The organism is Tautonia marina, from assembly GCF_009177065.1.
GTDB lineage: Bacteria > Planctomycetota > Planctomycetia > Isosphaerales > Isosphaeraceae > Tautonia > Tautonia marina.
This window is the reverse complement of record NZ_WEZF01000002.1, coordinates 22458-36360: the sequence shown is the minus strand read 5'-3', so window position 1 is coordinate 36360 and position 13903 is coordinate 22458. Positions and strand designations below refer to the sequence as shown.

The 13903-nt window shown below is 60.8% G+C and carries 7 protein-coding genes; 1 reads left to right on the top strand and 6 read right to left on the bottom strand.

Features of this window, described 5'->3' with window-relative positions; translation table 11 throughout:
* Positions 1-35: 35 nt before the first annotated feature.
* The 6 genes from GA615_RS02700 to GA615_RS02675 form a co-directional block, all read right to left on the bottom strand.
* Entirely contained in the window at positions 36-923 is an 888-nt protein-coding gene (locus tag GA615_RS02700; protein ID WP_152049733.1) for a PIG-L deacetylase family protein, read from the bottom strand.
* A 102-nt stretch (positions 924-1025) separates the two neighbouring features.
* Positions 1026-1886, bottom strand: coding sequence for a glycerophosphodiester phosphodiesterase (locus GA615_RS27995; RefSeq protein WP_235905075.1), 861 nt, complete (start codon positions 1884-1886; stop codon positions 1026-1028).
* Between the two features lie 38 nt (positions 1887-1924).
* Positions 1925-4363: a penicillin acylase family protein gene (locus GA615_RS02690; RefSeq protein ID WP_201750089.1), complete on the bottom strand. Its 2439-nt coding sequence runs from the start codon at positions 4361-4363 to the stop codon at positions 1925-1927.
* A gap of 131 nt (positions 4364-4494) precedes the next feature.
* Positions 4495-6702, bottom strand: a complete 2208-nt coding sequence (locus tag GA615_RS27745) for an SGNH/GDSL hydrolase family protein (protein ID WP_201750088.1) — start codon at positions 6700-6702, stop codon at positions 4495-4497.
* Between the two features lie 225 nt (positions 6703-6927).
* Positions 6928-10623 carry a serine/threonine-protein kinase gene (locus GA615_RS02680; RefSeq protein ID WP_152049730.1) on the bottom strand — a complete coding sequence of 1232 codons (3696 nt, stop codon included), beginning with the start codon at positions 10621-10623 and terminating at the stop codon, positions 6928-6930.
* On the bottom strand, positions 10620-11210 hold the full coding sequence (locus GA615_RS02675) for an ECF-type sigma factor (protein ID WP_235905023.1): 591 nt from the start codon (positions 11208-11210) through the stop codon (positions 10620-10622). Before GA615_RS02675 ends, GA615_RS02680 begins: the two co-directional genes overlap by 4 nt.
* A 216-nt stretch (positions 11211-11426) precedes the next feature.
* On the opposite strand from GA615_RS02675, the gene GA615_RS02670 reads away from it, so the two are divergent.
* Positions 11427-13682, top strand: a complete 2256-nt coding sequence (locus GA615_RS02670) for a hypothetical protein (protein ID WP_152049729.1) — start codon at positions 11427-11429, stop codon at positions 13680-13682.
* The last annotated feature ends 221 nt before the right edge of the window (positions 13683-13903 follow it).

Sequence of the window (13903 nt, the reverse complement as noted above, 5' to 3'; positions counted from 1 at the left end):
TAACCCAATGACGGTTCGACGACTCGGACGCCGGTTCAAGATCCTTCCGGGAGATCGACCCATCGTCTCCGTTCCACGGGGCCGACCACTTCAGAACTTCGGGGTAGAAAGGGAAACAGTGTTGCTCGTGCCTCAGAATCAAGGGGAGCGCCGAATTCCGATACTTCGAACGCCTCGATGTACCGAATTCGGAATCCCTCATCCTCACCATAGATCTGGACGACCAGATCACGATACCGGTCCGCAAGCGGTGTGATTCGCTCTTGAAAGCGATCAGCCAGCCATGCTTTCCGAAGCGAATCGCCTTGCGGAACTTCCTCGGGGTGACCAGCGTTGAACGGAAGCCATTCGTAAAACTGCGATTGATGGCAGTGCAACATGGCTACCAGTCGATCAAATTCCTCTTCGATGTTCACAACTACTTGCGGCTCGAATCGGCACGGGCGTGTGAAGGCATCCGAGAACGAGAGAATGACGGGTGATCGGGGCAGATGTGGCACGTCTGGACAGATCGCGGGCACGGTGAGCAGGTAGGATGCATCTTGGACGAGCAAGCCGGTAAAGCGATGGTCGGGATGATAGTCGGTAGTGCGATGCGTGATGATCAGGTCGGGCCGGAATTCCCTGATCATCCGGATCACCTGATGTCGAATCTCCACGCGGTCATCAAGTTCTCCGTCGGGGTAATCAAGCACGACATACGAGGCCCCGATGACCGCGGCCGCCGCCTGAGCTTCTGCCTTTCGGCGCTGGATGAGTTCCGACCCTGTCATCTCATGATGACCCGCCCGGCCGTCTGTCATACTGACCATGCGGACCACGAATCCCAGATCAGCCCATTTGGCCGCTGTGCCACCGGCTTTGAGGTCGGCGTCATCGGGATGGGCACCAATGAGGAGAATCCGAGGGGGATGATCGGTCATCAACGGCCTCCTTCAGGCCGGAACGAGTGGTTGCGTCGATTCGGCCCAATTCTTCCGAACCGAAGTCTGGATCTGTGTTCGGGAGAGGAGTCTCTCATCGAATCAAGGGGCTCCTTCCTGATGTGAACGAGTCTGTGCCGAATCTCTCGATCGTTTATCCCCACGGAAGGTTCTCCGAAACTCAAGCGGATGGTCGGTCAACACCGCGTCCACTCCTGATTGAGCCGCTTCCCGCCAGTTGATCGGTTCGACACCGGCGACCTTCGGTCCGGCGATGAACACCTGTTTGCCGATCGCATGGGCACGCTCCACTTCGCCGGGCGAGGGAATAGTACGGACGTAGATCCAGTCCGCATGAGGGTCCGACATCGCGGCTTCGAATTGCTCCGGCGATTCGGCAAGATGGGCCACATGAGTCTCCGGATCAGCTTCCCGGAGCCGACGACGCAGGTCGGAATTCCCGATTGCGAGTCCGATCATCACAAGACGATCAAGGACCCCGAGCCTCCTGGCCATTCCGACCACGTCGTCAGCCAGAGACGCGTCGTCGACTTTGAGGTCGATTGCAACCAGGATGCGGTCCCCTCGACCGTCTTTGAGAAGCGTGAGCACATCTTCGAGCGTTGGAACTGGCTCGCCAGAGAAGACGGAATCGAACCAAGAACCTGCATCAAGCAATTCGATCTGTTCGAGTGTGCGTTGGTGAATTGACCCGTGTCCATCGGTCGTCCGATCGACCGTCTCGTCGTGAAGACAGACCAGGGTGCCGTCGCCGGCGCGCCTTACGTCGAGTTCAAATCCAATCTGCAAGTCAATACATGCCCTGAATCCTGCCAGGGTGTTTTCTGGAGCATGGGACAACAGGCCACGGTGACCAACTGGGAAAGGCGATCTTCCTGTTTCATCGTCAGTCGGAACCAGCCCAACGATCAAGGGAACCAGACCGATTAGTAAGTTCGTCATCGAAGGTTCTCCTGCTATCGATCGAGCGGACGTGGAAATCACCTGGTTCCGTCCGGCGGTTGAGCCTGATCCGTCTGCGTGTCGCCTGTGACTGGAAGGAGATGCAAGATCGTCTCCGTCACTTTCTCCACGCCAGATCGAGATGAAATCACCGGAAATGTGCGTCCCTGCGACCACGGACCCAGGAGATCATCGTAGTGGGGGCTGCTCGGGTCACCCGACTGCCCGGGAGCATTTGTTCCCAGCGATCGATCCCAGTCACCGACGACGGCGATCAAGCGAAACGAGGCACCTGACGCCTGGTTGTCGGCATCGGAAGTGTTATTGACCGTGCTCCCGTTGCCTCCTCTGGGACGAGGCTCCGGATCGAGTCGCGCCCGGGTCGCATCATCCACTGCTTCGCTCAGTGCGTGGAATAAGTGAATGTGTTTGAGCTGGGATTGACCATAATTCCAATGACTCATGTCCTCCCCCAACCGTTGCGTCAGCTCAACCTGGGCCTGCTGAAGGGCGTCGATCAGCAAGGCGTCGCGTTCGGCAACCGGGTCAGGGCCGAGCCTCCCATCAGGGGATGTGAGCCACTGGATGACCTTTTGCGTGGAGATTGATCGCGGAGGAAGCACCGATCGGGCCTCTTCATGCATAAACCTTTGGCCTACGGCATCCTTCAGGTGTTTCTCCCAGGTCACATAGATTGCCGCCGCGATCGAGTCGCGGTCGAGCACGAAGTCCCAGGATGTGAGCCGATCGAGCCCTTGCCGAGTCCGATCGTCCTTTGGTTCAAGCCCCCGAAGCAGCGGGATGAGGAGGCGAGCGGGGATTGACAGTTCGTCCTGCTGCAACTGAACCATGTCTCCCAGCGCCAGGAGGCGGCCCGAGTTCAGGACCTCCGCCACTCTGGCGAATCGAAACGGGTCGGCCCAGACGAAGCCGATTGCGTGAGGGTATCCCGGTGGCAGGTTGTCCTGATTGGCCGACCCGAGCCAGCCCTCGGGTGGGTCGATCCGATGCGGAAGTTCCTCGGCGGGCAGGTATCCCTCCCACTCATAACGGCCGTCACCCGGCACAGGGAGCAGGCCATCCCAGCCGCGTCGAATCGGTGCCAGCCCGACCGCCTGCCAGCCAATATGACCATCCACGTCGGCCCAGATCATGTTCTCCGAAGGGGTGAATGAGTACCGGCAGGCCTCGCGGAATTCCTCCCAGGTCGCGGCCTGGTTCATTCGCAAACTGGCCAGGTACGGGGCCGTGCCGACCTCAAGCCAGGCGGCCCGCAAAGCGTACGCCCGGTGATGCTCCGGGTCTTCGTACAGGACCGGACCATGACGGGTGAATTTCAGATCAACGGTCGTTTCACCCTCGCCCTTGACGGTGAAGATTTCTGGCACCACGCGCATCGACTCCCAACCGTCGCCATAACGGTACTGGAGCGGGTTGTTTGGGTTCGTCTCGTAGACATAGAGATCTTCCTGGTCAATCGGGAAGATCGTCAGTCCCCAGGCTCCTCGCCGGTTGTGGCCGATGGAAACCCCTGGCAAAGCCGGCTCTCCACCACCGATCACATCCCATCCCGGCCCAACCAGATGCACCCAGTAGCGGAGCGAGGGAATTTGCATGGAGCGGTGTGGATCGTTCGCCAGCAAGGGCCGCCCGGAGAGGGTGCGATTTCCGGCAATCGCCCAGTTGTTACTGCCGAGCAGGCCGGGGTCATTCTCAAGTTCTGGAAGGAATGAGGATGTTGCCGACAGTTCCTCCTCGTCAGGCAGATCGTCCCGCCGGAATTCCGGTGTCACATCCTTGGGTGCAAACTGCACCCCGGCTCGCGAGGCAGCATAGCGTTCCAGGATGTCTCGGGAGATCAAGGCCGTGTCGACGGCCTTGTCCGGAATCAAGTCCGGCTGTCCTGGATGAAGGTTCAACAACGCTCGGGTCCGATCTGAGCCGAGGAGGTGAACAAGTTGGGCGAATTGCACTTCCTGGGTCGCATTCCGGAACAGACCGTTGTGCCGGGAGACGACCACCTCGGGCGTCCAGTGTCCGGGAGTGATTCCCAGGATCAGGAAGGGGAGCGGGAGGCGCTCCGGTTCTCGAATGGTGAGATCGATGTAAGCGTTGATCCCCTCGACAAAGGCCGTGATAATCCCCGCCCCGCGCGGATGATAATGCGCCAGTTCCTTGGTCATCTCACCTCGGAATTTCAGGAGACGTGCCCCGACGTCTCCCTGGAGCGCTTCCGGCCCTCGAAGCTCGGCCATTGTTCCAGTCGCCTGGCGTCTCCATAGTTCGAGCTGAAACAGCCGATCTCGTGCCGCATTGAAGCCCTGAGCGAAGAACAGGTCGTGTTCCGTCCGAGCGTAAATGTGAGCGATTCCCCACGAGTCCCGGAGGATTTCCACCGGCTGATCAAGTCCTTGAGTGAGGAGTTGTTCCTCGGCCCCTCGGGAGATGTTGGAGACGGCGGCGAGGAGAAACACCACCAAACCGAACCTTGTTGGCCGAATCCTGGTGACCTGGCTTCGAACTCGATCCTGCGTGTGCACGATAGACCTCATTGCTCGGGCCTGGCTGAACGCGGTCGTGAGCCGCGTGCCTGGAGATGAGCTTCGAATCAGGGCTTCAGAACGTAGTCCAGAAATTGAAAGATCTGTTCGTTTGATTCTTCCGTCGGACGGTGTCCCGGCCGATTGGTCATGGCCACTCGGTGTTCGGAACCGAGTATCCTGTTCACCGCGATCGAGTGATTCAAGGCTCGCCAGCGTTCGGGAGGATCTTCCGATCCCCCGGAGACAAGAAACGGTCGAGGGGCCATCAACGCATGAAGTTCATGCAGGTCGCGGCCTTCCTCGATGAGTTGCTTGTATGATCCCGTTCGAGGACTCTCTGGTGAGATCACCCCCCTGGGGCGAGTGCGATCAGGTTCCCAGCCCAGGTACCAGGGTTCCCAGTAATTGACATTCGGGCGCGACTCGTCGAAAACGATCCCAGGGTCCGACCAGACACCGCAGGCAAACGGCTCGTGCAGGCAAGAGGCGAACAAGGCCCACTTGCCGCCGTACGAGTGCCCCATCACTCCAATCCGCTTCGGGTCGATTTCCGGCATCCTTACCATCGCGTTTGAAGTATTGGCCGCCATGAATGCAAGGTAAGAGAGCGGCTGAACTCCGAGCCGCCCGGCTTCCGGAGTCACCGCGCTCGGGTCGATCCCGAGCGACAGGGCGACGAAACCACGTTTCGCGAGCTGGCGCGCAAAGTCGAGTACAGGATTTCCCTCACCGATCGCTGTTCCCGGCTCATAAAACACCACCAGCATGGCTGGAAAGGGCCCCTCACCTTCAGGAACAAGCAGATAGCCGTCCAGTGTCCGATCCTCGGGGGCGACCTCGATTCGCACCGTGCGTTGCTCGAAGCCATCCAGCAGTTCCGTCCCCAGGGTTTCGGTTGTCGGTGCCTCGATCAAAGGAGGCCAGGCCCCCATGATGCCGTGCCAGGTCTCGAGAATCTCCTGTCGCCGTTCCCGCCAGTCCGAGACACTCCGCACACGACGACCGTCAGAAAAAATCAGCGGTGAGGAATGCGTCTCTTCGTCCCCTTCGAATGCGGTCGGGGGTCGGAAGGCGTCCTGGAGCGAGTCGGGAACCTTGATGGCTCCCGTTGCAGGGTTCTCGCGAGCATCGGAGTGCTCGGGAGCCGTCAGGAGCGGTCGAAGGGCTGGCTCGAAAGCGTTGGCCATGCGGAGAAAGCCCAGATCGGTCGGATGGGAGCCGTCGACCGTCGCTTCACCGTCGTCCCCAAGCTGGGGGTCACCGGGCAAGTAGGTCAGCCCCTTGACCCCTGAGGCAACCAGGCGATCAAACGCCGCTCGCAGGGCCGCGCGAGAGGTTTGGTTTCGCTCTCGTTGAGCCGCGATCAGGCGAGCGTTGGTATAGGTGCGATCCTCGGCCAGCACAATGGGTGTCTCGGGTCTCGCAGCTCGAAGAATCCGAACAAACGGCTCAACGCGGGCCTCGACCTCCTCAGCATTCATGTTTGGCAAACAATCGATCACGTAAACAGCTGGATCGATTTCTGCGAGCAGTTCGGCCAGTTCCGCTTCCATCCTCCCGTTGCCCGAGAATCCCAGGTTGATCACCGGACGGTTGAACCGGCGGCCGAGAATCGCCGTGTGCACCATCCCCGGTCGAGAGGCACAGCCCCCCTGAGTGATCGAGGTTCCGTAGACGACAATGGGTTGTTCCTGCCCCTCGGGCCTTGCGGGTGCCTTGGCAAGGGACGTTCCTTCGGGAAGCCCGATCTCGACCGACTCCACGCCGTTGTAGAGCGGCAGATAGAGCAAGTACTCGCGAGCCTCTGGTGGAAGTCCCGACGCCAACGTCACGGTGTTGGTCACCGCATTGGGAAAACCGACGCCGACCCAATACCACTGGTCGTCGACCCTGGCATAGAGGTCGAGTCCACTGACCCCCGTGGCAGGCATATGAGGCATGTCCAGTCGATCGGAGATCAGGGTCCAGTGGGCCCGGATCGTCGGGGCGTCGGTCACGAACCGAACACAGAGTCCGGCCGAATGGCGGCTCAGGCTCCAGACCGGATCGCGGACGACTCCCTCTGCTCGGGCCGGGAGTCGGTCGAAGGGTGCCTTCGTATCCGTCCAGCCCTGTCCCTCAAGGCCCAGCAGCCGGACATCGTACCAGCGCGTGGGATCATCCGGTCGAACGGTCGCTTGACCGGGGTCGATACGATCCGAGGCAACCACGAACTGCCCCGAAAACAGGAGCCCGGCCAGCGCAACCAGGGCACAACCAATGCGGTGGTTCATCTGAGTGATTCTCCGACGATGTGACGACGACCGAGCCTCTCGCACCATGCCACTCACGCGAGCTGGTCACGGTCAACGTCTCCGAACATCGTCCCTCATGATCACGCGGTCGACCTCGCCATGCAAGGATCAGGACGGCCAGTCGGACCGATAATGGACACTTTCAAATTTTTTGATAAAAAAACATGAAAAAATGGAATGATTCATCCAGCAGCGAGGAAGTCGTCAATCCGCTGTTGCAATGCGGAGCAGGGAATCGACTTCTTCCCAGAGTTCCCGACACGCCGTCTGAATGTCGGGAGAGAGAGAGACCAGTGCCTCCTCGCCTCGAATTGAGGCAAGATCCGAGTCTGATTTCCAGTGGGTGAGCATGGACCGGAGGCGACTCCGGTACGCATCGGGATTGTCTTTGAGCCCGCCCGACCATGCCGCAAGATCGGCCCGTAACCAATCGATTGCCCATTGACGAAGCTCCGCTTGATCTTTCTCGTTGGGAGGAGGGTCATCGGCCCCCTGACCGCTCGCAGCCAGCAGAGCACTGCACGATGCGTTATAACGGTGATTCAGCAACACATCCTCGGCTAGGCTTGGCGTCTGGGCGAAGGCGTTGCGATAACTCCGGGCCGAGGCGCCATGCAGGCCCTTCCGCGAACACAGCCTGGCAACGTCGAGCCAGGAACCGTTCGGCTCGCGATCGCCGCCAAGGATGGCGGGCAGGTCCTCGTCAAGCTGAAGAAACCGCCGACATTCCTCGACCCACCGAGCCGAATCAATCCGCCATCCCGGCTTGACCGAACCCAGACGATGGCCGGTCTCCAGGAAACCGAGAGCGTCTGCAAATCGATTCTGATCGCGAAGAAGAATACCCATGTTCCAGTGGGCTTCGGCCAGATCGGGGGTGATTTCCAGGGCCCGCCGATAGATGGCAAGCGCCTCCTCGATTCGTCCGAGTTGAGACAGACTTCGGCCGAGGCCGATCAGTGAGTGGGTCAACTCGGGATCGATCGACAACGCGATTTCGTAGGTCTTTCTCGCCTCCTCAAAACGTTTCATGGCAAACAGCGTATTGCCCAGATTGAAGTGGATCAAGGCGTTATTCGGTTCAATTGTGATTGCGGTTTGATACGATTTCAGCGCCTCCTCATACCTTCTCAACGTCTTGAATGCATTTCCCAAATTGACATGCGCGGGCATCAGGTCAGGATGGAGCTTCAGGGCGTTCCGATACGCGTTGACCGCCGCTTCGGAACGCCCGAGTTCCTCGAACGCCATGCCAAGGTGGTTCCACGCTTTTGCGTTGTCCGGATCGATTGCCAATGACCGATGAAGGGCCTCGATTGCCTCCGCGTGCCGGCCCAATGCCCCCAGCGCTCGACCGAGGTTGTACGAGGCCGCGGAGTGCCTCGGGTTCAGCGACATTGCGGCGTGAAACTCGGCGAGGGCTTCGTTCGGATTCCCAGCGTCGTGCAGGGCAAGCCCGAGGTTGTTGTGAAGGTTTGCGTCGTTCGGAGATTCCTGAAGAGCATTCCGATAGGCTGAGATCGCCCGATCGAGGGTTTCATCAGACTCCTTGGTCCTGCCCTCCCGCTTGAACACCCTTCCGAGGCAGCCCAGGTGCCTGGGCTCCTCGGGGCGAAGTCGGATCAGGTCCTGGAACAGCGCAATTGCCTCGGCCGCTTGCCCCCGATCCGCGAGCAGGTCCGCCAGGTTGTGTGCCGAGTCCGGCCGTAACGCTCGGGCGACTGAATAGTAACGAATCGCCTCGTCCCAGCGCCTCGGATGATGATGTTGAAGGTTCTGTGCCAGATCGAAATTTGCCCACAGGTCTGATGGATTTCGTTCGACAGTTCTTCGCAACAGGGCCGCGGCCTCGTCATGCGCATCGACCCCGACCAATGCTTCGGCCAGCAACAATGCACTCGGCACTGGCAAGTCTTCCCCTCCCACGTTGTCGGCCAGAAGTCGCAGGACGGTCAGCCGATCCTCCTTGGGTGTTACCTTCAACGCATCGCGGATCCGATTTCGATCGGGGTCCGGGTCGATCACTCGTGTCAGCTTCAGCAACCGCTCTTGCCGATCGGGAGCCGAGTCGAGCCGAAGACAGATGGTGGTCCAGTCGTCGAGGAAGCTCGAAATCTCAAGAAGGATCTCGGGGGGATGGTTCTTCAACCGGTTGGCAATGTCCTCCCACGGCATCGTGTCGATGTCCGCCCCGAACCGCTGAAGTGCCCTGGCATAGAGGTCGTTGGTTTCGGAAAGCCCTTCGGCTTCTCGAGCGAGTCGGACGTCGGCCAGCGTGTTGAGAAGGTGTTGAACCCGCTCTGCTTCAAGGGCGTCCGACTCGATCCGGTCAGCAAGGTTGCGGATTTGACGGACACGATCCGAGTCGGGCAAGTCACTCACATCGCTCCGTGCGCGCCGCGCGACGGCCAGCGCCGTCTGCCAGCCGGTCATCTCGGTCGGGAAGGCTCGGGCCCGATCAAACAGGACCCGAATTCCCAGCAAGGATCGATCTAGCCTCATCCGTTGCGTGGCCGCTTGCCGAGCCTGCCAGAGGCCGACTCCGGCTCCCATCACCACCACGACCAGCGCGATTCCGGCGGCGGTGGTCACGATCGTTCGATGCCGTCGCACCCATCGACGAGCCCGAAGCCCGATCGGTTCCCGATAGGCAGACACGGGCGCTCCGGCCAGCCATCGTTTCAGATCCTCCGCCAGTGCATCGGCTGAGGGGTAACGGTCCTCGACCTTCAAGGCCATCGCCTTGCGGCAGATCGCGTCGAGAGCCTTCGGGACGGTCGGGTCCACCGAGTGAGGACCGGCGATTGCTCCCTTCCCAATCTGCTCGATGGCGTCTCGCGGAGACGCAGCCTCGACCGGCACACGCCCCGTGAGGAGACTGTAGAGGGTCGCCCCCAGGCCGTAGATGTCGGTCGCGGGCTCAATCTGATCCGGTTGCCCAGACGCCTGCTCGGGGCTCATGTAAGCGGGAGTCCCGAGAATCTCCCCGGTTTCGGTTTCGTCGAACGCATGATCGATCGGGGGCATCTCCGACGTGGCGTCCTCGGCCGTCAGATCCTCGGTGGCGTTCATCAGCTTCGCCAGGCCCCAATCGACGACGAGCGTCTCTCCGAACGGACCCAGCATGATATTTGCGGGTTTAAGATCCCGATGAATCACGCCTCGGCTGTGAGCGTAGGCAATCGCATCGCAGGCCGCAAGAAATCGGCCGAGCAGTTCTCGGAGACGAAGCAGGCGAGCGGAAGGATCGTCGTTGCCTCCGGCCGTGGCGTACTCGTCGGCCAGGGCCTCTTTCAGGCTTTTGCCCTCGATGAAGCGCATGGCGTAGAAGGGGCGCCCCAGCTCGTCTCGGCCGAGACTGTAGACCGGAACGATTCCAGGATGCTGCAACATCCCGGTGATCCGTGCCTCTCGCTCGAACCGCTTGCGGCTTGCGTCCCGGTCGGCGAAATGATCGCGGATTTGCTTCAGCGCGACGTCTCGGTCCAGCTCGCGGTCGTGCGCGCGATACACCACGCCCAGGCCGCCGCGATGATGCCAACGGAGGTTCGCGTAACGAGGCTCCGACGCAGAGACCCAGTCTTCGACGTCCGGTGCCAGGTCAGAGCCGTTTTGGTTTCGAAACAGGTCGAGCAGGGTATCACTGTCCCCGTCGAGAAAGCGGCTCAGGTAGTCTTCCGAGGTGGGGGATTCCCCGAATCGACGTCGATAGGCCAGTTCGACGGCCAGCAACTCACGGATCAGGCCCGATCGATCCGACTCGGGAACGTCGGTCAGATAGTCTTCGATCCTGGGTCGATCACCCCGCATCCAGGCGGCCTCGAAGCGGTCGCAACGCTCGTCGATCAGGTCGTCCCCCAGGGGAGATCTCCCGTCGATCCCGGTCCATTCCTCGCTCACGGCTGTACCTCCGCGGCCCAGGCTTTCCGGATGCGTTTCAACTTCCGTTCGATCGTTTCCTCGACCACTCCGAGCTTGCCTGCGATCTCCCGGTTCGTGTAGCCCTCCATCTTCAACAACGCGACCGATCGCAAGGAACTGTCTCGCAACAGGTCGAGCAGCCTTCGGCACTCGTCGGCGACCTGAGCGGCCAGTTCCGGGGTCGGCTCCGACCCGAGCACGCCGGCCACGGCGTTTTCATCGAGATCGGCCAGCCCTGAGATCCGACCCACGTGATCGGGCCGTCGGACCTCCCGACGCGCATGGTCAATCGCCTTGCGAACGGTGACGACGAACAGCAACGACCAGAGGTTCCCTCGGTCGTCGAGCCGTTCGTATTGCCCAAGCTCTGCGCGCCGATACACGCTGTCGAAGGCACTCAGCGCGACATCTTCCGCGGCGTCGTGCCCATCCGGAAATCCCCTGAGCCGGTCGCGAGCCAATCCGACCAGGCGACGAAAATAACGATCCCAGAGGACGCGGGCCGCATCGCGATCCCCCTCCCTGAGCCTCTGGAGATAGACGGTGATGGACCCCTCCGATTGCATCGTCGTGCCCTCTGAAGCGTCCGCCGCGTCGAGACCGATCAAACCTGGCTCATCAATCGCCATCCGTGCGTAATGCCGAGGAATCACCGGCAGGATCGAAAGGAAAATTTTTTTTGGGGCAGCGCGCGGGGCTGGACCCGGCTTCCAACGATCTCCCTTTCAGACGGGGACATGATCCTCGTGATGGAACTGTAACCAAGCCGGGAGAATCAAGCAATGATGACGCTTCGACGTTGGTCCTCGTCACGAGGGAAAGATCGTCAGGTCGCAAAGTCCACTCGTCGCTTCCGGGGATCGCGTCCACTCCTGGAATCGCTCGAAGGTCGGACCCTGATGGCGGTCTTCACCGTCACCAATACCGATCCCAATGGCGTCGGCTCGCTCCCGTGGGCCGTTTCGGAAGCGAACCTGACCTTCGGAGCCGATGTCATCGATTTCGATCCGGGAGTCACCGGCACCATCAAGCTCGCTGGATCGGCCATGAAGATTACGGAAGATGTGCAAATTCTCGGCCCAGGCGCGAACCTGCTGACCATAGACGCCCTCGGTCAGAGCCGCGTCTTCCACATCGACGGCGCAACCAACGTCACCATCGCTTCCCTGGGCATCTCCGGAGGTTTTTCGAAGGATCTCGGTGGCGGCATTCTCAGCGACAATGCCCAACTCACCCTGGAGAACGTCTCTCTGACTCGGAACAGGGTCGAGAGCCCCAACGGAGTGGCTCGCGGCGGTGGCGTGGCAAGCATTGGAGGCCCCGACTCCATTCTCCACGTGATTGACAGCATGGTCACCTTCAATACGGCCGAGGGGGGCAAGGGCGATCGAGCGTCCAGAGGCTACGGTCGGGATGCCAAGGGTGGCGGCATTTACATCGCGGATCTTGGTCAGCTTCACGTGATCAACTCTCATGTTTCCTCCAATCGCGCCGAGGGAGGCAACAGCATCGGTCAAAATCCGAATGAACGGGGCGGATATGCGTCCGGTGGTGGCGTTTTCCTCGAACCCCTGACACAGGCCACCTCGACCGGTTCAACCTACGCCTCGAACCGAGCCCTCGGGGGTGACGGGGCGATGAACCTCTGGGGAGGTCGAGGAGGCCCCGCCCAGGGTGGGGCAATCTATTCGGCCGGAACGCTCGACCTTTTCGACGATGCGTTCGAGGACAACCTGGCAAGCGGTGGCCGAGGATTCCTCTTCGATTTCGTCGGCCCTCATCGTGGTGGGCTTGCCCTGGGCGGTGCCATTCGCAGCGGATCGAGTTTTATGTCCGAATCGGTCTCCTTCGTGGGAAACCGGGCGTTCGGGGGAGACTCTCAGGAAGGCAACGGCGGAGACGCCAGCGGCGGTGCGCTTCATGTCTCAACGGTCCTCGGATCGCCTGCCATGATCGTCTCCAGCACGTTCTTGATGAACGAAGCTCAGGGAGGCAAGGGTGGGTCTCAGCCCGGTTCCCAGGGCGGGAAGGCTCGCGGCGGTGGCATGATCACCGAGTCAGATACGTTCGTCTCCAACTCGACCTTCACCGGCAACCTCGTCACGGGTGGTCATGCCACCGCAATGAACACGACTGCTGGTCATGGGTTCGGCGGCGGAATCTACGCCTCCGGAGAGAACCTGATCCTGACGGGAAACTCCGTCCTTCGAGAGAACGTCGCGCAAGGTGGCACGGCTCAAGTTCCCAACTCGGTCTCCGGAAATGGCAAGGGCGGCGGTCTGTATGCGTCCGGGGTGGTGCAACTGATCTCCGACACCACCTCGTATCGAGACAACCAGGCAATTGGCGGTGAGGGCGATCACGGCGGCACGGCTCAGGGTGGTGGCGTCTTCCTGACCGAGACCTCGGCATCGTTCGAAGCATCAGACCTGTTGCGGAACGAGGCCATCGGCGGGGCAAACGGCGGAACGGCCTACGGCGGTGGGGTCTACAGTGTCACGTCGCATCTGGCGATCGCTCATGGTTTGATCGAGGGGAACGTCGCCCTCGGAGGTCATTCCCAGTTTGGTGGAGGCGGCACGGCAGATGGCGGAGCCCTGAAGGTTGCGAACAATCTCTCCTTCCATCTCGACCATGTGGACCTGATCGAGAACAAGGCGCTCGGCGGCAACAACGGAGCATTCGGGAATGGTGGGTTGGCGATCGGAGGCGGGCTCAGCATCAGCTCCACCGTCGCCCTGGTGACAATCAACGAGGTCCTCTTTGAAGCCAACGAGGCTCGCGGAGGCAATGGCGGAGTTGCAGGAGGCACCGGAATGGCCGGGGCCCTCAGCATTGCCACCTCGAACCTCATGCTCTCCCACGTTGACTTCGAATCCAACCACGCCTTCGGCGGCCTTGGAGCCGTGGTCGGCACAGGCTATGGCGGGGCCATCGCCTACTTCAATCTGGCCTGGGTGGCCATGTTCGACACCCATTTTCATTCGAACCAGGCCACGACCGACGGCGACGACGAACACGGCCCGAATCTCTGGTGATCCCTCGGTGACGGAATCGGCGGTTCTTTCCGTGGCTTGCCCTCACCCCGAGCACTTCCGCCAACTCCACTCACTGCAACGATTCGAACCGCTGATGGCTCGCCGCCAATTTAACAGGACCTCCTCCTGATCCCTTTCCTCCCACAATCACAGTGAGGAAGGGATCAAGAGGAGGTTTTTTCCATGTCAACATCCTGGCCGCCTTCCCATCGGCTCGCTAT